Here is a 20,308-nt window from a genome sequence, read left to right on the forward strand (position 1 = left end):
TGAATATAAGCACTGCAATGAAATGGAATATCCCTTACTCTCTTCCTTCTGCCACCCTTACACCACCTGGAACCCATGCTAAAGCGCTATTTGCCGATCCTGACGTGGCTCCCCCACTACCATAAACGCCTGTTTGGGGCCGATCTCTTGGCGGGTTTGATCGTCACGGTGATGGTCATTCCCCAGTCGCTGGCCTATTCGCTGTTAGCCGGGCTGCCTGCGGTGGTGGGACTCTATGCCAGCATTCTGCCGCAATTGGTCTATACCCTGTTTGGCACCAGCAAAACCCTTGCCGTTGGGCCGGTTGCCATCATCGCGTTAATGACCGGCGCCGCGCTCTCCTCCGTGGCGGTCACAGGCACAGAGACCTATCTACAGGCAGCGCTTATCTTGTCACTACTTTCCGGTGGCATGCTGGTGATCATGGGGCTGCTGAAAATGGGCTTTTTCAGCAATTTTCTCAGCCACCCGGTTATTTCCGGCTTCTTAACGGCGTCGGGCATTTTGATCGCCGCTAGCCAGCTGGGCAGTTTGCTGGGGGTTGAGAGTAGTGGCTTTACGCTGGTAGAGCGCCTTGTCACCCTGGTGCCCAATTTAGCCACTTTCAACTTACCTACCTTACTGATTGGCAGTGGAACCCTACTGTTTTTAATCGCAATGCGCCGCTATGGTAAGGCCACCCTGAATAAGATGGGCCTGCCAAACACCCTGGCGGACTTGATCGCCAAAGCGGGGCCAGTTTTTGCCGTCGTGATTACCACCCTAGTAACCTGGCACTGGCAGTTGGGCGGTAACGGCGTTAGCGTTGTGGGAAAAATTCCAGGCGGGTTGCCTGCACTTAGCTTTCCCTGGGGAGACTACTCACTGTGGCGGGCACTGTTGATCCCCGCGCTGCTGATTAGTCTGGTCGGCTTTGTGGAGTCGGTTTCCATGGGCCAGATGTTGGCCGCAAAGCGGCGCCAGCGCATCTCTCCCAATCAAGAGCTAGTCGGCCTTGGCGCCAGCAATTTAGCCGCCGGGCTTACCAGCGGCATGCCGGTTACCGGGGGATTATCCCGCACTGTGATTAACTACGATGCAGGTGCCCAAACGCCTGCTGCAGGCGCCTTTGCGGCGCTAGGTATCGCGCTGGTTACTATGTCGTTCACCGGCTGGCTCTACTACCTGCCCATCGCGACCCTGGCCGCGACGATCACCGTTTCGATTTTGACGCTGGTAGACATACCCATGCTGCGGCAAACCTGGCGCTACTCCCGCAGCGACTTTGCCGCCATGGCAGTGACGATTTTGCTGACGCTGTGCGAAGGGGTTGAAGCGGGCATCATCAGCGGGGTAGCGCTTTCTATTGCGCTATTTTTATACCGCACCAGCCGCCCTCATAGCGCCTTGGTAGGCCGCGTGCCCGGCACCGAACACTTTAGAAACACCACCCGCCACGATGTTGAGACAATCAATACCGTTGCCCTGCTGCGCATTGATGAGAGCCTCTATTTTGCCAATGCCCGTTATTTGGAAGACACCGTTTATAACTTGGTGGCGAGCCATCCCGAGCTTGAGCACGTTGTGTTGATCTGCTCAGCGGTTAACCTAATTGATGCCTCGGCGCTGGAGAGCCTAGATGCCATCAACGCCCGCTTAAAAGACTCCGATGTAAAACTGCATTTATCCGAGGTGAAAGGCCCGGTAATGGATCAACTCAAGAAGAGTGACTTCCTGGATGCACTTACCGGGCGGGTATTTCTAAGCACTTATGCCGCTTGGCGTGAATTCTCCTAACCCGGCAAAATCACCTTACCATTGAAAAACCAGGCAATTGCCTGGTTTTTTTATATCTGCCTATAAGCAATAAGAGCCGCTATTGATAACGGCATTGACAGCCACCCAGCGGCTTCTCTACTATCAGCTGACCACTTAGCAAAACCGAGTACCGCATAGCAAAACACTATGTAGCAAAACGTAACCAAATCCTTAAGCACAACCACAATAAAGGAGCATCACAATGCATCCATTTGCTCACCGCCTACTCATCGCCACCTTACCTTTATCACTACTTGGCGCAGCAGTAAGCCACGCCAGTGACATTGAACTACCCGGCACCATGGCCTGGACGGCCTATGGCACCAACTCAAGCGGCTATGCCCAGGCCGTTGCCATCGGCAATATGCTGCAGAACAAATACGATTCGTCAGTACGCATCCTCCCCGGTGATAACGATGTTTCACGCATGACGCCGCTTAAACAGGGCCGTGTTGACCTTTGCGCTTGCGGGATCGCCAGCTACTACGGCGCGGAGGGTGTAATGATGTTTGCCGACCGTGACTGGGGCCCTCAGCCGCTACGTGTTATTACTACTTCTACCGCCTCTTTTGGCCTTTCCCTTGCAGTTGCGGGCGACTTGGACGTTGAAACGCCCGCTGACCTGGCAGGCAAGCGCATCGCCTATATCCGCGGCGACGATGCGCTTAACAAAGGCACCGAAGCTTACCTTGCCTTTGGTGGCTTGACCTGGGATGACGTAGAGCGTGTTGATTACCCCGGCTACGGGCGCTCGTTTGACGGCATTATCGCTGGTGATGTGGATGCCTCCTTTACCACAACGGTTACCCCACCAGCCCAGCAGTTGGCCAGTAGTCCGCGCGGCATTAGTTGGCCGGTGCTAGACCCCAACGACGAAGCAGGCTGGGAGCGTATGGCGGCGGTCGCACCCTACTTCCGCCCTCACGAAGTCACGTCTGGGGCAGGCGGCATCAGCGCCGACAACCCAGTGCCCAGCGCTAGTTACCCTTACCCCATTGTGGTGGCCAACCAAGACCTGGATGACAACGTCGCTTATGGCCTGATCAAAGCCATGCAGGAAAATTTTGACGACTATAAAGATAACGCCCCTGGGGCGCTTGGCTATGCCTTGGAGCAACAAGATCTACAGTGGGTGGTGCCGTTCCACGATGCGGTCGTGACGTACTACAAAGAGATTGATGTATGGACTGATGAAATGCAGGCCCATCAAGACAAACTCGTTGAACGCCAGAACGTGCTGTTAACCGCCTGGGAAAGCTTTATGCAAGACGCACCCAGTGATGATGAGGAATTTACTGCCGACTGGATGAAAGCCCGTGCCACCGCGCTTAGCGATGCCGGTTTCGAACCGATCTTCGAGTAATACGCCACGGGGCGGCACTTGCCGCCCCCTGCTGATTGACGGATGCCCCCATGACCACAGATACCTCGCCTGCCAATCATCAGCAGGTTAAAGAAAAGATCAGCCAAATTCGTCAGCTTCCCCCTACGCTGCGCTGGATACCCGCCACGGTCACCGTCATTTTGATGGCGATGACGCTGGATTATCTTTTCAACATTGGCTTATTTACTTTCGTTACGGGTCTGGAAACACAGTTTTACTACGCCGTTGTGGCGCTGCTGCTACCGCTGGTTTTTCTGCTTTGGCCCATGCGCAGTCGCCAACAAGAGCAACCCATCCCCTGGTACGATTACTTATTGAGCGCTACGACGCTTATCGTTGGCGGCTACTTTGTTTACAACGCTGTCCCCATTCTAGAGCGCGGCTGGGCGTTTTCTGCGCCCGAGATCGCCATTTATGCGAGCTATGCCTACTGGCTGCTGATTATCGAAGCGGCCCGCCGGGCAGGCGGTTTACCCATTGCGATTATTGCCGGGGTATTTTCGCTCTATCCGCTGGTGGCGGATATTGTCCCAGGCCCCATCCAGGCGTTTCCTTCGACTCTCGAACAGACCGCTATGTACCACACCATGAGTACCGAAAGCATCATGGGGGTTCCACTGCAGGCGTTCGCGGGCCTGGTGATCGGCTTTTTGGTATTTGGTGTCGTACTACAAAAAAGTGGCGGCGGTAAGTTTTTTATTAACCTGGCATTTGCGCTGCTGGGTCATGTGCGCGGCGGCCCCGCAAAGGTATCAATTTTCTCCAGCGGCCTGATGGGCTCAATGAGCGGCAGCGTGATCAGTAACGTACTGACCACTGGCGTTTTGTCGATTCCCGCCATGCGTCGTATCGGTATGAGCCGCTCTTTTGCAGGCGGCGTTGAAGCCTGCGCCTCCACTGGCGGTGTGTTAATGCCCCCGGTAATGGGTGCCACCGCTTTTGTGATGGCAATGTTTTTGGATGTTCCCTACTCCACCATTGCACTGGCAGCAGTGATTCCTTCAATTCTCTACTTTTTGGGACTATTTATACAGATCGATGCTTACGCAGCTCGCCACGACATTAAAGGCTTGCCCGCCGTTGAGCTGCCTTCGCTTTGGCAAACCCTCAAAGAGGGTTGGTACTTTATTTTTGTGTTTGCTTTATTGGTCTGGATGCTACTGATTATGCAGCGCGAAGCCGTGGCTCCTTTCTACGCCACCGCGCTGCTGTTGGTGCTCAACCAGCTTTCCAAACATAACCGTTGGGGCTGGAAGGATGTCGGTGACACGCTCTCCTCCGCCGCTAAGCTGTTTGCCGAGCTTATCGCTATTCTGGCCGGCGTTGGCATGCTGGTCGGCGCGCTGTCGATGACCGGCCTTTCCGGCACTATCGCCAACGACTTTATTAATATTGCCGGCGGCAGCGTGCCGCTACTGCTACTCATGGGCGCCGTGACTAGCTTCGTGCTGGGTATTGGCATGACCGTGACCGCCGCCTACATCTTCCTGGCGGTAGCACTGGCGCCTGCCTTGATCCAAGGCGGCGGGCTGGATCCCATGGCGGTACATATGTTCATCCTGTACTGGGGCATGCTGAGTTTTATTACCCCGCCGGTGGCACTCGGTGCCTTTGCTGCAGCGACCGTCGCTGGTGCTCGCCCCATGGCAACCGGCCTACAGGCAATGCGGTTAGGTAGCGTTATCTACTTTATTCCTTTCCTGTTCGTGCTTAACCCCGCGCTGATTATGCAAGGCGAGCCGCTAATCATCGTGGCGGTGTTTATCCAGGCAGTGGCAGGCATCATTTTGTTTGCCTCTGCAATGCAGGGTTACTTGATAGGTGTCGGTCGACTGGGCTACGGCGCACTGCAAGAACCTATTATTCGTGGCTTGGTATTAGTCGCTGGGCTGCTACTGGCATTACCCGGTGGCGGTATGGTGCCCCTCAGCCAGTGGGAATTGATCGGACTGGCCGCTGCTACACTGCTGCCCGGCGTTATCTTGGCACGTTTAAGTCAGCGGCATCACCAGCGTTCACACAGCACTTCGGTCGCTTAACAGGTGTCACGCCGAGCGTACTCTTTTTAATTCACACTACATGCGAAATACGAGAGCTTAACTATGTCCGTTCATTACCAGCGCCACGGCGATATAGGCGTTATTCAGATCGCCAATCCACCGGTTAACGCGCTAAGCCACGCAGTACGAAGCGGCTTAGTTAACGCACTGGAAAAGGGTATTGCCGATACGCAAGCTAAAGCGCTGGTAGTGTTAGCCGATGGCCGCACTTTTATCGCCGGAGCCGATATCCGTGAGTTTGGAAAGCCGCCTCAAGCGCCTCTGCTGCCCGATGTGATCACCCAACTGGAAGCCTGCCCAAAGCCGCTGATTGCCGCCCTGCACGGCACGGCCCTGGGCGGTGGATTGGAGGTTGCACTGGGCTGCCACTACCGAGTGGCACTGGCGGGCACCCGGGTGGGTCTTCCGGAGGTTAAACTTGGCCTACTGCCCGGCGCTGGTGGCACCCAGCGTTTGCCGCGTTTAGTAGGCGTTGAGCGCGCCTTGGAGATGATCACCAGCGGGCGTTTTGTTGCGACAGAAGAAGCTCTTGAGGCAGGCATTATCGACGCCATTAGCAGTGCTGAAACGCCCCTTGAAGCGGGTTTAGCTGCGGCCCAAGCAGTGCTTGCAGACAACCAAATGGCACGTGTTACGGGCCAACTATCAGCGCCAGCGGCTAATCCCCAGGCAATCTCCGCTATGGTGGAACGGCTGCATCAAGACGCTGCCGAGCTGTTCTCACCGTTTCGCATTGTGGAAGCTGTGGAGGCCTCTGTGACGGCTGAATCACTTCAAGATGGCCTGCGCCGTGAGCGGGAGCTGTTTTTGGCCTGTATGGACTCTCCTCAGCGCGCCGGTCTGATTCATCTCTTTTTCGCTGCACGCAGCCCCCATGTGGTTCCTGAAATTGAGAACGCCGACGCGTTTAAACATGTTGCGCTAATCGGCGAAGATCCACTGTTTGGGCGCCTGCAAAAAGCCGCACAAAAGGCGGGCATTACCCTGACCAGTGCACCAGACAACACTACTGAGCTTTGCCTACTGGCGCCAAATGCAGCCAGGGATTCAGGCACAGCACTCCCTACCATCGCACTAGCCAATATTGGCATCAGTAGCGAAAGCAATAGCACGCTAAGCCTTATCGTTGCTGAAAACGGCAGCATGGTAGAGCTGGTCAACCTAAGCGCAGAGCCACTTATTCAACAGCGAGCGGCACTCACTCTTAAAGCATTGCGGTTAAGCGTCGTGGTCAGCCGACAGCAAAGCGTACTGAATACGCTGCATAATGTTAGCCAACAAGCGTCAGCCAACGAGAGGCTACCTGCCCTTGAGCAGGCGAGCGTCAGCATTGCTAAACAGGGCTTCTGCTACCGCGAGAGCGATATCGATTTATTGGCGGTGGAAACACTGGGATACCCGCGTCACTTAGGTGGGCCTCACCGTCAATCAACCCTTAAGGACACACCACTATGAACCTCACCTTTAGCCCCGAAGAGCAGGCCTTTCGCGCAGAGGTTCGCCATTTTCTAGCCGAGGCACTACCCAGCGATATTAGCGAACGTGTGCGTCTGGGACGCCACCTGCGTGTCGAAGATCACCTGCGCTGGCAGAACATCCTCAGCGAGCAGGGCTGGCTAGCCTCTAACTGGCCTAAAGAGCATGGCGGCCCAGGCTGGGGCCCCGTGCAGCGGCATATATTTGATGAAGAGTGCGCCGCGGCCCACGCGCCGACGGTTGTACCCTTTGGCGTCAATATGGTGGCGCCGGTGATTATGAAATTCGGTAGCGCGGAGCAACAGCAGTATTACCTGCCGCGCATTTTGAGCAACCAGGACTGGTGGTGCCAAGGTTACTCTGAACCTGGCGCGGGTTCCGATTTGGCGGGGCTTAATACCCGCGCGGTTCGCGATGGCGACGACTATATTGTTAATGGCCAGAAGACATGGACCACCCTGGGCCAGCACGCCAATATGCTGTTCTGTCTGGTGCGCACTGACCCAGACGCTAAAAAACAGGCGGGGATCAGTTTTCTGCTGATCGATATGCAAACCCCTGGCATCACCGTGCGGCCCATTATCACCCTGGATGGCGCCCATGAGGTCAATGAAATCTTTTTAGATAACGTTCGCGTTCCCGTAGAAAACCGAGTTGGTGAAGAGGGCCAGGGCTGGACGTGCGCCAAATTTCTGCTCACCCACGAACGCACGGGAATCGCAGGGCTTGGCCACGCCAAGCAGGCGTTGCGCCACTTGAAATCACTGGCCCGCCGTATCGAGGATCACGGCAAACCGCTGCTGGAACAGCCCAGCTTTCGCCACCGCGTCGTCAAGGCCGAACTTGAGCTGATGGCGTTGGAAGTGACCAACCTACGCGTGATTGCTGCGGCTCGAGATGGCGGTGCACCCGGCGCCGAAAGCTCGCTGCTGAAAGTGCGTGGCTCAGAACTTCGCCAGGAGCTAAGCGAGCTCACCCGCCGCGCCCTGGGCCCCGCCGCCCTACCGTTCTTCCCCGACTTTCTGCATGGCGAAGGCAGCCTGGACGACGAGCGCGCCCAAAGCGCGGCCGCCAGCGCCCAGTACTTCAACCGTCGCAAGCTGTCAATTTATGGCGGTGCCAACGAGATACAGAAAAGTATCGTCGCCAAAACCATTTTAAACATGTGAGGTCAGCATGGATTTTGCTTTAACCGACGAGCAGCGCATGCTCGAAGAGACGCTCACCCGCTTGGTGACCGACCAGGTATCCCCCGAACAGCGCCGTGCGATGCTTGCCGCTGCCCCTGAGGGTGCATCCCCCCTGTGGCGCACTTTTGCCGAGCTAGGCTTGCTGCATATGCCATTTAGTGAAGACGTTGGTGGACTGGGTGGCGATGGCACCGACCTGATGATTATTATGCAGGCGCTGGGGCGCGGTTTGGTGCCCGAAGCTTATCTGGCAGGCCTGGTGCTACCCGGCCAGTTGCTGGCGTTGACCGCCAACAGTGGTCAGCAAACAGAGTGGTTAACCCCGCTACTTGAAGGCGAGCACCAGTTAGCGTTTGCATGGCAGGAGCATAACGCCCGTTACGACGCCTTGGCGATCGCCACCCAAGCGACCCAGCAAGATGGGCAATGGCAGTTAACCGGCAAAAAAAATGTCGTCCTGAACCTTGAAGCAGCAGCGGCTAGTCTGGTTACCGCTCGATTGGATAACGCCAAGCTAGGGCTCTTTATCGTCCCTGCGAATGCACCGGGCACATCAACATATCTCTACCGCACTATTGACGATCAGCCCGCCGGTGACCTCACGTTAGACAACGTTACGCTGCCGCCAGCCAACTGCTTGAGTGAAGATGTCAGCGATGCACTAGCGGAGGTACTGGCCCTTGGCCGCGCGGCGCTCTGCGCCCAAGCCATTGGCGCAATGGAAGAGGCCTGCGATCAAACCCTGGCCTACCTAAAAGAGCGTAAGCAGTTTGGCCTGCCGCTTTCCACTTTCCAGGCGCTTCAGCACCGCATGGTGGATATGCATCTGCACCTGGAGCAATCCCGCTCCATGGCGATTTTGGCCGCCACCAGCCTCACCCTGCCTGCCAGTGAACGGGATTATAAAATTGCCGCGGCCAAAGCCTACTGCGGCGAGTCAGCGCGTTTTATTGCCGAACAGGCGATCCAGCTTCATGGGGCTATGGGCATGACTGAAGAGTGCTATGTCGCCAGCTACGCCAAGCACCTGGTGATGTTTGATCACTATTTCGGTGACAGTGACTACCATCTCGAAACAGTCAGCGAACTGTTAACCGCTGCCTGAGAATGTTAGCAAAGGAGTGATACATGGCAGATTACGCCAGCAAATTAGTCACTGTCAGTGCTATTGAAAACGGCATTGTCGAAGTCGCGATTGCCCGCCCAGAAGTACGTAATGCGCTCAATGAAGCTACCGCTCTGGCACTCAATGAAGCGCTGGCGGCGGTGGCGATTAATGAACAAGTTCGCTGCGTGATTCTGCATGGTGAAGGCAGCGCATTTTGTGCGGGTGCTGATCTGGCGGAGTTTGAAAAGGCGACCTCTCAGCCCGCCAGCGAACGGCTGGAAACGCTTTTCCTGCCCGCCATACGCAGTTTAATGACGATGGACAAGCCGGTGATTGCAGCGGTTAGTGGCGCCGCTGCGGGCATTGGTGTTTCCTATGTGCTAGCCAGCGATATGGTGGTGATGGGCCGCTCCGCTTACCTGAAGCTTGCCTTTATCAATATCGGCCTGATCCCCGACGGCGGCGCCTGCTGGCATCTGGTACGCAAGCTTGGCCATGCTCAGGCGTTTGAAATGGCCGCCTTGGCGACCCCCATTGCGGGTGAGCGCTGCGTCGCACTCGGCTTGGCTAACCGCGTCGTCGAAGATAATCAGGTGCTAACAGAGGCGCGTTCGCTGGCCCAAGCGCTGGTCGCGCAGTCGCCTCAAGCATTAAGCGCTACCAAACGCGCCCTGCGTGAAGCCGCACAGCGCTCGCTGAATGACACGATGACGTTGGAGGGCGAACTACAGGATCAGTGCAAAGCCTCTGAGGATTTTCAGAGACGCGTGGCGGCGTTTCGTCAAAGCCGCCGTAAGTGATCCAGCGCTTGCTGGTAGTCCTGGCGCAGCGTGGCTATCTCGTCGGCCACGCTACTAAGGGTGTTAATACTACCCACGCCCTGGCCTGCGCCCCAGATATCCCGCCACGCTTTGGCTTTGCTGCTGCCCCCCGAGCCATAGCGCATAGCGCTTTTATCGCCTTCCGGTAGCGCATCCGGGTCTAATCCTGCCTGTTCAATACTCTGGCGTAGATAGTTACCGTGCACGCCGGTAAACAGATTGGTGTAGACAATGTCTCCCGCTGCCGCATCCAGCACCATTTGCTTGTAGTCGGCTTGAGCGTTTGCCTCTTGGGTGGCAATAAAGCGTGTGCCCATATACACCAAGTCGGCGCCCAGCGCCTGGGCAGCAACGATCTGCTCGCCTTTGGTAATCGCCCCCGCCAGCACCAGCGGCCCGTCGTAGAAGCGGCGCACCTCGGCCACAAAGGCGAACGGGTTTAAGCGCCCGGCATGGCCGCCCGCGCCGTGGCACACCAATATCAAGCCATCGACGCCAGCATCAATTGCCTTCTTGGCATGGCGCAGCGTGGTGACATCATGAAAGACCAGCCCACCATAAGCGTGCACTTGTTCCACCACTTGATTAGGCGCATGCAGGCTGGTAATCACCAGCGGCACCTTAAACTCGGCGCACAGTGCGACATCGTGCGCTAAACGGTCATTGGTAGGATGAACGATTTGATTCACCGCAAAGGGCGCCGAAGGCTGTTCTGGGTGACGCTGATCATAGTCCGCCAGGGTTTGGGTGACCTGCTGTAGCCACTCACGCAGCGTTTCCGCTGGACGAGCATTGAGCGCTGGAAAAGCGCCAATGATGCCTGACTGGCACTGAGCAATCACCAGCTCAGGCCCGGAGACGATAAACATCGGAGAGCCGATCACCGGCAGAGTTAACGAAGCGGTTAGGCGCGTTAGCATAGGGCAACTCACTATTGTTATTGTAAGGTCGTCAAAAAGCCCCTTACGGGGCGTTTACAGCTTGCTCTCAAGCTCCGGCAGAATCTCAAATAGATCGCCGACCAGGCCGTAATCAGCCACCTGGAAGATCGGTGCTTCATCGTCTTTGTTGATCGCAACAATGACCTTGGAGTCTTTCATACCCGCCAGGTGCTGGATGGCACCGGAGATACCCACGGCGATATACAGATCCGGGGCGACGATCTTACCGGTCTGGCCGACCTGCATATCGTTGGGCACAAAGCCTGCGTCCACCGCGGCCCGGGAAGCACCAATGGCGGCCCCCAGCTTGTCGGCAATGCCGTCGAGCAGCTTGAAGTTCTCACCGTTGCCCATCCCGCGACCACCGGAGATGACCACCTTGGCGCCGCCCAGCTCGGGGCGATCCGAGGCCGCCAGCTCTTCTTTAACAAAGCTGGACTGGCTGTTTTCAACCACTGCATCGACGGCTTCAACGGGGGCACTGTTACCCTCGCCCACCGCGTCAAAGCCGGTGGAACGAATGGTAATGACTTTTAACGCGTCGTCGCTTTTCACCGTCGCAATGGCGTTACCCGCGTAAATCGGGCGCTTGAAAGTATCGGCGCTATCCACGGCGATAACATCCGACAGTTGGCTAACGTCTTTCAGTGCCGCTAGCCGCGGCAGCACGTTTTTGCCAGTGGTAGAGGCACTAGCGAGTACGTGGGTGTAATCCCCCGCCAGTTCGACCAGTAGTGCGCCCATGGGCTCGGCGAGCTGGTGGGCGTAAACGGCATTATCGGCGACGCGCACTTTACTCACGCCGTCTAACTTAGCGGCAGCGTCGGCCGCGGCTTGGACGCCTTCACCGGCAACGAGAACATCAATATCGCCGCCGATCTGTTGGGCGGCCGCAATTACGTGGGCCGTCGCACCGGCCAGTTGGCCTTCATGCAGGTCGGCAAGTACCAAAATGCTCATAAAATCAGCTCCTTCAAAAGCGCTTTTCTCAAAGAACTTGTCTCAATGTCCGGGGGTAAACAACCGACTTTAGAGAACTTTGGCTTCGTTTTTCAGTTTGTCGATCAGCTCGTCTACCGAGGCGACTTTAACGCCGCCCTTACGCTCCGCGGGTGACTCGACTTTCAGCAGGCTCACCTTGGAGGCCACCTCGACGCCGTAGTCGGCGGGGGTTTTCACATCCAGGGGCTTTTTCTTGGCTTTCATAATATCGGGGAGCTTGGCGTAGCGCGGCTCATTCAAACGCAGGTCGGTGGTGACAATCGCCGGCAGCGTCAGGGCGATGGTCTGCAGACCGCCATCGATTTCACGGGTGACGTTGACTTTGTCCCCATCGACCGCAACCTCTGAAGCAAAGGTGCCCTGGGGCAGGCCAGTGAGGGCCGCCAGCATCTGGCCGGTCTGGTTGTTGTCGGTGTCGATGGCCTGCTTGCCAAGAACGACCAGGCCAGGCTGCTCTTCTTCCACTACCTTAGCCAATAGCTTGGCCACAGCCAGGGATTCGGCGCGCTCGTCAGTTTCGATATGAATGGCACGATCCGCGCCCAGCGCCAGCGCGGTGCGCAGCTGCTCTTGGGCGGCCTTGGGGCCCACCGTTACCGCCACGACTTCCGTGGCAACGCCTTTCTCTTTCAGGCGCACCGCTTCTTCCACGGCAATTTCGCAAAAAGGGTTCATGGCCATTTTGACGTTGGTAAGGTCGACGTCCGAGTGATCCGCTTTAACGCGGATTTTGACGTTGTAGTCGATGACGCGTTTAACCGCGACGAGAATTTTCATAAGGCGTGCTCCAGGCGATTAATAAATACTTCATGCGATTAACAAACATACAGTTTCGCATAGCAGAATATTATTTTACTTTATAGCAAGAACAATAAAAAAACGCCGAACAAAGGTCAAGCGCTTCTTTATTGCGGCACCCCTAAAAAGGTGACCAGACAAACCACGCCGCTAACAGTGGAATCGAGGTTACCAGAAATCGGCCGTTCCAACGGTAGCCAATGCGCGTGGCGGGCACACCAGTAAACCGCGATAGGATCAGCATCGATGCCGTCATCGGTGATGACATTAGCGCCAGCGCCCAGCCTACCATCAGCGAAGCACCAATGAGCGGTGGCGTAAGTCCTTCAATGCCCAATTGCGGCAACAGCCCCACTAACAACGTCACTGTTACAATCGGGTTAACGCCTACCTGGGCAAGCCCCACCACCATTAGCATAGCCAGCACGGCGTTAAAGACACCCCACTGGTTTAACACGGTTAATAGCGGCGCCAACTGCTGGGTATCCACTAACCCAACGCATAAGTGGCCCAAATAGCCCGCCGCCCCAAGCACCACAATTTCATTGGCGCTGGGGGAAAGTAGCCAGGGTAACTGGCGATGTACCGCGCTAGCAGCGGCTGGCAGCCCGCCATAACCAAGTCTTCGCCGCTGCCAAGCAAGCCAAATCAACGCCGCTGAGGGCGCGCCTAGCAGCGCGGCGATGGGTAAACGCAGTTCTAACAGCCAGGCAAGGCTAAACACCAGTGCCACAATGCCCATCAGTAGCACACTGAACTGACCCAACGGGCGTAACGAAGGAGTAGCTAGCTGAGCTTTACTCGCCGGGGGATGCGGGCCGGTTAAAAAATCCACCACCCAACCAGCTAGAAAAATCAGCGCAGCGGCACCCAAAATATACGGTGCCAGCTCAAGCCAGGTGACTTGAGGAAGACTGGATAACACCACCGCCACCCCAATACCCATGGGCGAAATAAGCGGCGCCAGGGAAAATCCACGCAGCAGCGCCAGCATCATGCGCCGCTGGCGGGCTTCGCGAACCCATGCCCGCCCTTGGGCAGCACTCAGGGTGTTGCTCTTTTCAATCATGGCGGCGAACAGGTTAAGCACGCCGATATTGAGAATAATGCCGAATAGCGCAGAGCCTGAAGACAGAATCGGGTAACGGCGGCTGGGCGGTTGAAGCAGCATGCTCTGCCCACAGCGGCGCACCAAACGGGATCGATAGGCAGGTAAACGTAGCATACTCAGCGCCACTACAAAGGTGGCAAAAAAAGCAAAGCGACCACTGGCCTCAAACAGCAGTTGGGCAGGATTCGGCGAACGCCAAAGCGCGAGCAGCGTCAACAGGCCCGCCGCCAGCAGTAACCCTTTGGCCATACGGGTAAGCTGACCCGCCAGCGTTGCTAAATAGAGCAGCAGTGCGACAATGCCAACCGCCTGCCAAAACAGGTTGCCGACCACCAAATGGAACAGCGTTGCCAGGGTGACTAGCAACAGTAGCGAGACCCGTAGGCGGGCTGGATTCACTCAGAAGAATCCTCGGGGTTGTTCTCCGCAAAGCCCTCAGGCGATTCGCTGCCACTGCGACGTCGAAATGAACCTTCCCCCATCGCCACAAGATTACCCTGCTCATCAACGATTTCGCCGCTGCTCATATACGTCTTTTGACCGCCACCGCGCACGCTGCCCGTTGCCCTTAGCACGCCCTGCCGGGCGGGCCCCACAAAGGTGGTGGTCAGAGACAGCGTCATCCCACGGCGAATATTGCCCGGCACATCACAGTGCAGGCCTGCCAAGCTTAGAGCGCTATCCAACATCGAGGCTAATACGCCGCCGTGCACATTGCCACTGCGGTTAAGGTGCTTGGGCTCGATGGTGAGTTCAACCACGGCACGGTCTTGCTGCCATTCAACCACCTGCATTCCCAGCAATTCGTGATAGCCCATGAGGGCTTGTTGAGACGTATCTGGCGTATGTATTTGCGAAGAGTTCATGAGGCGCTCTCCTGCTGCGCCAAGTCACGCAACCGTCCCTTGAGAATTTTGCCACTGGCAGTGGAAGGCAGCGTATCCATCAGAACAATTTGCGTGGGCCGTTTGTAAGGCGCCAGGCGCTCGGCGATAAACGCTTTGAGCTCCGCCAGATCAACCTCAATGCCTGGCTCGCACTGCACAAAGGCCACGACTTCTTCGTTTCCGGCAATTTGACGTCCTACCACAGCGGTTAGCGTGACTGCCGGGTGCTCGTTGATCACCGCTTCCACGTCAGGTGGGTAGATATTGAAGCCCGAGCGGATTATCAGTTCTTTACTACGCCCAACGATATACAGTTGATCATCGTGATCGAGCTTGGCAATGTCACCGGTATTAAGCCAACCATCTTCGGTCAGGGTGATACGGGTAGCTTCCGGTTGGCGAAAGTAGCCTTTCATAATATTGGGACCGCGCACCCATAGCTCACCTACTTCATCACCGGGCTGGTCGGAAGTACCGCTATCACTCAGCGGCTCCAGACGATACTCCAACAGGGGGAGCACTCGGCCAACGGTACTATTGGCGTGGCGATCATCAATGCGCGTTTGGCTGATGGTGGGACTCGCCTCGGTTAATCCGTAGCCATTGTGTAGCGTCAAGCCAAAGGCCGCTTCCACCCGCACCTTGGTGTCGCTGTCTAACGGCGAACCGCCCGCAGACATGTAAATCAGCTCAGGCGCTTCCAGGGTGCGCTGCTCGCGTTTTAAAAACTCTAACGCCCGGGCATACATCGCAGGCACGCCCTGGAGCACGGTAATACGCTCCTGCTTTAATGTATCCAGCATATGCCCGGCATCAAAACGCGGCACGGTATATAGGCAGGCACCGTTATACAGCGATCCCATACATACAGAAGAGAGGCCAAACACATGAGACATGGGCAGTACGCCATATACTCGCTGACCTTCGCTCAGGTGGCGCATGCCCCCGGAGATCGAGGCGATATAGAGAATGCCACGATGGGTCAGCATGACGCCTTTAGGCGTGCCTGTGGTGCCCGAGGTATAAATCATTGCGGCCACCTGCTCGGCACCGCTGGCGCAAACCGGCTCAGGCTCAGTTTCGAACAGCGGCGAAATCGCCAGCCCGCCCAGTTGGGGGTGCTGATAGCGGTCGGCGGCATGTCGCTCGGCGTGGTGGCACGCTTCCGGTGACGCATCGCAGGTATAGAACACCCGCCGGGGAAGGCAGTTGCCCTGGATCAGATCGACTTCCTGGGCTGAGAGACGTGAATTCACAATCGCTACCCAGACATCCATCTCGCTGGCGGCCAGCAGCAGCACAACCAGTGCCCGACAGTTTTCGCTTACCGTCATAATCCGGTCACCGGGGCGAATATCCAACGCGCTTAACCAGTCACAGGCGGCGTGTATTTCTTCAGCCAGTTCCACATAGTTCCAACGCACACTGCCATCTACAATGGCGGGTTGGTCGCCAAGGCGCTTAGCGTTTTCAATCACGCGGGTGCTAAGCCGCTCGGGGAGCTCAGCCACGAGTTCGCTGGCGAGACGGCCAAAAATATTCTCGTCCGGCGCTTGGTAAGGTACCGACAAAGCCATTAGGACGCCTCCCGCACCATATTCCGGGCAATCACGATTTGCTGAATTTGGGTAGTGCCTTCGTAAATGCGAAATAGCCGTACATCACGGTAGAAGCGCTCCACCGCGTACTCAGACATATAGCCCGCGCCGCCGTGAACCTGCACGGCGCGGTCAGCCACGCGCCCCACCATCTCAGCGCAGAACAGCTTGCAGCAGGAAGCCAGCGTCGAGACATTTTCACCGTCGTCTTTGCGCCTTGCGGCATCCATCACCATGGTTTTGCCTGCATAGGCCTCGGTTTTGCTATCGGCCAGCATGGCTTGAATCAACTGGTGCTCGGCAAGGGCAGCACCAAACTGTTTACGCTCCATGGTGTAGCGCAATGACTCTTCCACTAAGCGCTCGGCCACGCCGACGCAGACAGCGGAGATATGCAGCCGCCCGCGGTCTAATACCTTCATAGCGGTTTTAAAGCCTTGGCCCTCTTTGCCGCCAATGATGTTTTCGGCGGGCACCCGGCAGTTATCGAAAATAATATCGCATGTGTGGGCGCCCTTCTGGCCCATCTTGTTATCCGCAGCACCACGCACTAAACCAGGGGTATCGCCTTCAACAATAAACGCAGAAATGCCGCCTGCGCCTTTATTGTTGGGGTCAGTACGCGCCATCACGGTAAACAGGTCAGCTTCTGGGCCATTGGTGATATAGCGCTTGGTGCCGTTCAAAATATAGTGATCGCCATCGCGCACCGCGGTCGTGCGCAGGCTGGCCGCGTCAGAGCCTGAATCCGGCTCGGTTAAGCAGAACGAGCTAAGAATCTCACCCGTGGCCAGCCGCGGAACATACTTGGCCTTCTGCTCGTCGGTGCCATCAATCAAAATACCCTGGGCACCAATACCGTTGTTGGTACCAAACACCGAGCGAAAGGCGGGCGACGTTTTACCAATTTCCATCGCCACTAACGCCTCTTCTTCCATGGTTAGCCCCAGACCGCCGTACTCTTCAGGAATCGATAACCCAAATAGCCCCATCTCTTTCATTTCCGCGAGAATTTCCGGGGGCACCGCATCTTCCTCTGCCAGACGCGCTTCATTTGGAATTAGGCGCTCGCGGACAAAGCGGGCAATCGTATCGACAAGCTGGTTGATCAGTTCGGGATCGCGGATCATGACGGCTCCTGGTGGCAACGTAGTTTTTATCGTTAGCGTTTTATCATTATGAGGTAGCGCTAGCCTGGACAATGCACACATTTTGCACAGCAAAACTATTGTCCACTATTCTTGTCAGGCACTTTTGCATAGCCTAGGATGGCAGTCAATAATTGAAACACCATTCTGCAATGCAGAATCAAAATCTATAAAGCACTCACTTGCAGAGAGGATTTGGCGTATGGCTAGCGAATCAACACCTTCCCCCTTCACTACGCTTGGCATTGTCGGCACTGGCGCCATGGGTCGTGGCATTGCTCAGTTGGCTGCCCAGGCAGGCCTAAAGGTCATTCTGTTCGATGTAAAGGAGGGTGCTGTAACAGAAGCCAAAACGTTTATTAACGGCCTGTGGCAACGCAGCTCTGAAAAGCAGCGAATTACTGCGGAACAGGCGCAGCAGTATAGTGAGCGGTTGATCGAGGCGAGCGAGCTAGCCGCCCTCGCCCCTTGCGATATCGTAGTCGAAGCGATTATCGAGAAGCTTGAGGCTAAGCAAGGGCTGTTTAGCGATTTAGAAGCGATCGTCAGCCAGCAGACGGTGCTAGCGACCAATACCTCATCGCTTTCGGTGACCGCCATTGCCGCTACTTGCCAACACCCTGAGCGAGTGATTGGTTTCCACTTTTTTAACCCCGTGCCGTTGATGAAGATTGCCGAGGTAATTCCTGGGCTGCTTACTGCCAATGAGGTTACCCAGCGGGTCAGTGCCTTAGGCCAAGCCATGGGCCACTTTACCGCTCAGGCCACCGATACGCCGGGATTCCTGGTCAATCACGCTGGGCGCGCCTTCGGCACCGAAGCGCTGCGAATTTTAGGTGAAAACGTTACCGACCCAGCCACCATTGATCGCATTATGGTTGATCAGGGCGGGTTCAAAATGGGGCCCTTCACCCTGTTGGATCTGACCGGGCTCGATGTCTCCCACGCCGTGATGGAGTCGGTTTATCACCAGTATTATGAAGAGGCGCGTTTTCGCCCATCCCCACTGACCCGGCAACGTTTGGCTGCAGGCTTGCTGGGGCGTAAAACTGGTGAAGGCTTTTACCGTTATGTGGAAGGCAAGCAACAAATGCCGGATGAGCCGACTATCTCTGCGGTGTCTGCTTGCCCGGTGTGGATCAGCCAAGACGACCCTGAATCCGCCGCAGCTCTCGCTGAATTGGTCAGCACGGCGGGCTGGTCATTAGAGAGCTGTACACAGCCCACTGGGCAAGCGCTCTGCCTGCTAACGCCTTTTGGCGAAGACGCTACCAGCTGCGCACTGCGCCAGGGGTTAGACGCCAAACAGTGCGTGGCTGTAGATATGCTCGCTGGGCTAGATAAACGCCGCAGCCTGATGGCCACTCCGATAACTCAGCGCACTTTCATTCAGGCAGCGCAAAGCCTACTCAATCACGATGGCACCCCGGTGAGCGCGCTTCAGGACAGCAACGGCTTTGTGCTTCAGCGCGTTATTGCCTGCATCGTCAATGTCGGTGCTGATATCGCCCAACAAGGTGTTGCCACTCCCGCGACTATCGACCGCGCAGTTGAGCTGGGTTTGGGATACCCCTTCGGCCCGCTGCGCACGGGCGACCACTACGGTGCCGCGCGCATCATGAAGATACTCAATAACCTGCTAGAGGCCACCGGTGACCCGCGCTATCGCCCCAGCCCGTGGCTACGCCGCCGCGCTGCACTGCAAATGTCGCTAACGACTGCTTAACAACAACTTAACAACAACAGGAAAACAATCATGCAAGACGCCTATATTTACGACGGTTTACGCACCCCTTTTGGCCGCCACGGCGGCAGCTTGGCGGCTATCCGCCCTGATGAACTGTTGGGCTTAACGCTTAAAGCGCTGGTAGCCCGCAACCCCTTCGCCCCAGAAAGCTATGAAGAGGTGTTAGCAGGCTGCACCAACCAGGCAGGCGAAGACTCCCGTAACGTGGCCCGCCACGGTGCGCTGTTAGCAGGCCTTCCTATTGAAGTCGCCGGGCAAACCATCAACCGTCTCTGCGGCAGCGGCTTAGCGGCGATGATGGACGCCGCCCGGGCAGCACGGCTAGGCGAAGGCGAGCTATTTCTAGCCGGTGGCGTAGAGTCTATGTCCCGTGCGCCCTATGTACTTGGCAAGGCAGACACCCCATTCGCTCGTAACCAACCAATGTACGATACGGTGATCGGCTCACGCTTCCCCAACCCCTGGATTGCCAAAGATTACGGCAGCCACAGCATGCCGGAAACCGCCGATAACATTGCCCACGACCTCAACATTGGCCGCGATGCCAGCGATGCGTTTGCCGCCCGCTCCCAGGCACGCTATGCGAAATCGCTTGCCACCGGCTTCTACGACGGCGAGATGTTTGGCGTTGAGGTTCCTCAAGGGCGCAAGCAGCCACCGCTATTGGTGGATAAAGACGAGCACCCACGCCCGCAAAGCACCGAAGATAAGCTGGCCAAGTTAGGCGCACTGTTTGAGGGCGGCGTGGTGACCGCAGGCAACGCCTCAGGCCTTAACGATGGTGCCGCTGCCTTGATTGTAGGCACCAAGGCGGCGGGCGAGCGTGTGGGTCTAACGCCGCGTGCACGCATTGTCGCCAGCGCCGTTGCCGGCGTTGCGCCACGGGTGATGGGCTTGGGGCCCGTTCCCGCTTCGCAAAAGGCGCTTGCCCGCGCAGGGCTGGCCCTTGAGCAAATGGACGTGATCGAAATTAACGAGGCGTTTGCCGTGCAGGTGCTTGGCTGCGTGCAGCAGTTGGGGCTTTCTGTCGACGATCCGCGCTTGAATGCCAACGGCGGTGCAATTGCCATCGGCCACCCACTAGGAGCTTCAGGGGCACGCTTAGCGTTGACTGCCCTACGCCAGCTTGAAGCCACCGGTGGACGCTACGCGCTGGTCACCATGTGCATCGGCGTCGGTCAGGGCATTGCCACGATTATTGAGCGTCTGGATGGATGAGATAGTTTTATAATCAACACCT

Annotated in this window: 16 protein-coding genes; 9 read left to right on the forward strand and 7 right to left on the reverse strand. The window is 56.8% G+C overall.

Translation table 11 applies throughout. The annotated features are described in order from the left end of the window. Positions 1–75 precede the first annotated feature (75 nt). From J7J49_RS01735 to J7J49_RS01765, 7 genes are all read left to right on the forward strand, one after another. Complete coding sequence (locus tag J7J49_RS01735) at positions 76–1,776, forward strand: SulP family inorganic anion transporter (protein ID WP_215089755.1); 1,701 nt, start codon at positions 76–78, stop codon at positions 1,774–1,776. Positions 1,777–1,999: 223 nt separating this feature from the next. Then, entirely contained in the window at positions 2,000–3,160 is a 1,161-nt protein-coding gene (locus J7J49_RS01740) for a TAXI family TRAP transporter solute-binding subunit (protein ID WP_064232664.1), read from the forward strand. Positions 3,161–3,210: 50 nt separating this feature from the next. Beyond that, on the forward strand, positions 3,211–5,220 hold the full coding sequence (locus J7J49_RS01745) for a TRAP transporter permease (protein WP_215089757.1): 2,010 nt from the start codon (positions 3,211–3,213) through the stop codon (positions 5,218–5,220). A gap of 63 nt (positions 5,221–5,283) precedes the next feature. Further along, positions 5,284–6,696, forward strand: a complete 1,413-nt coding sequence (locus tag J7J49_RS01750) for an enoyl-CoA hydratase/isomerase family protein (protein WP_215089759.1) — start codon at positions 5,284–5,286, stop codon at positions 6,694–6,696. Then, entirely contained in the window at positions 6,693–7,886 is a 1,194-nt protein-coding gene (locus J7J49_RS01755) for an acyl-CoA dehydrogenase family protein (protein WP_215089761.1), read from the forward strand. Before J7J49_RS01750 ends, J7J49_RS01755 begins: the two co-directional genes overlap by 4 nt. 7 nt (positions 7,887–7,893) lie before the next feature. After that, positions 7,894–9,012 (forward strand): acyl-CoA dehydrogenase family protein, encoded by a 1,119-nt coding sequence (locus tag J7J49_RS01760; RefSeq protein ID WP_215089763.1) that lies wholly within the window; start codon positions 7,894–7,896, stop codon positions 9,010–9,012. 23 nt (positions 9,013–9,035) lie between these two features. Further along, positions 9,036–9,815, forward strand: coding sequence for an enoyl-CoA hydratase/isomerase family protein (locus tag J7J49_RS01765; protein ID WP_215089765.1), 780 nt, complete (start codon positions 9,036–9,038; stop codon positions 9,813–9,815). Here the strand turns inward: J7J49_RS01765 and J7J49_RS01770 are convergent. The 7 genes from J7J49_RS01770 to J7J49_RS01800 all read right to left on the reverse strand — a co-directional run bounded on the left by J7J49_RS01770 (position 9,797) and on the right by J7J49_RS01800 (position 17,303). After that, positions 9,797–10,756, reverse strand: a complete 960-nt coding sequence (locus tag J7J49_RS01770) for an NAD(P)H-dependent flavin oxidoreductase (RefSeq protein ID WP_064232649.1) — start codon at positions 10,754–10,756, stop codon at positions 9,797–9,799. The genes J7J49_RS01765 and J7J49_RS01770 overlap by 19 nt on opposite strands. A gap of 54 nt (positions 10,757–10,810) precedes the next feature. After that, positions 10,811–11,737 (reverse strand): electron transfer flavoprotein subunit alpha/FixB family protein, encoded by a 927-nt coding sequence (locus J7J49_RS01775; protein WP_215089767.1) that lies wholly within the window; start codon positions 11,735–11,737, stop codon positions 10,811–10,813. A gap of 69 nt (positions 11,738–11,806) precedes the next feature. Next, positions 11,807–12,556 carry an electron transfer flavoprotein subunit beta/FixA family protein gene (locus tag J7J49_RS01780; RefSeq protein WP_064233708.1) on the reverse strand — a complete coding sequence of 250 codons (750 nt, stop codon included), beginning with the start codon at positions 12,554–12,556 and terminating at the stop codon, positions 11,807–11,809. 142 nt (positions 12,557–12,698) lie between these two features. Continuing rightward, positions 12,699–14,087 (reverse strand): hypothetical protein, encoded by a 1,389-nt coding sequence (locus J7J49_RS01785; protein WP_215089769.1) that lies wholly within the window; start codon positions 14,085–14,087, stop codon positions 12,699–12,701. Then, on the reverse strand, positions 14,084–14,554 hold the full coding sequence (locus J7J49_RS01790; protein ID WP_064233713.1) for a PaaI family thioesterase: 471 nt from the start codon (positions 14,552–14,554) through the stop codon (positions 14,084–14,086). Before J7J49_RS01790 ends, J7J49_RS01785 begins: the two co-directional genes overlap by 4 nt. Beyond that, entirely contained in the window at positions 14,551–16,152 is a 1,602-nt protein-coding gene (locus tag J7J49_RS01795) for a class I adenylate-forming enzyme family protein (protein ID WP_215089771.1), read from the reverse strand. The genes J7J49_RS01790 and J7J49_RS01795 overlap by 4 nt, the downstream gene beginning before the upstream one ends. Then, complete coding sequence (locus J7J49_RS01800) at positions 16,152–17,303, reverse strand: acyl-CoA dehydrogenase family protein (protein WP_064233717.1); 1,152 nt, start codon at positions 17,301–17,303, stop codon at positions 16,152–16,154. Before J7J49_RS01800 ends, J7J49_RS01795 begins: the two co-directional genes overlap by 1 nt. Positions 17,304–17,523: 220 nt before the next feature. On the opposite strand from J7J49_RS01800, the gene J7J49_RS01805 reads away from it, so the two are divergent. Both J7J49_RS01805 and J7J49_RS01810 read left to right on the forward strand, forming a co-directional pair. Continuing rightward, positions 17,524–19,047 carry a 3-hydroxyacyl-CoA dehydrogenase gene (locus J7J49_RS01805; RefSeq protein WP_215089773.1) on the forward strand — a complete coding sequence of 508 codons (1,524 nt, stop codon included), beginning with the start codon at positions 17,524–17,526 and terminating at the stop codon, positions 19,045–19,047. A 30-nt stretch (positions 19,048–19,077) separates the two neighbouring features. Beyond that, positions 19,078–20,286 (forward strand): 3-oxoadipyl-CoA thiolase, encoded by a 1,209-nt coding sequence (locus tag J7J49_RS01810; RefSeq protein ID WP_215089775.1) that lies wholly within the window; start codon positions 19,078–19,080, stop codon positions 20,284–20,286. The last annotated feature ends 22 nt before the right edge of the window (positions 20,287–20,308 follow it).

The sequence above is a fragment of the Halomonas sp. ISL-56 genome, assembly GCF_018612805.1.
Taxonomy (GTDB): domain Bacteria; phylum Pseudomonadota; class Gammaproteobacteria; order Pseudomonadales; family Halomonadaceae; genus Vreelandella.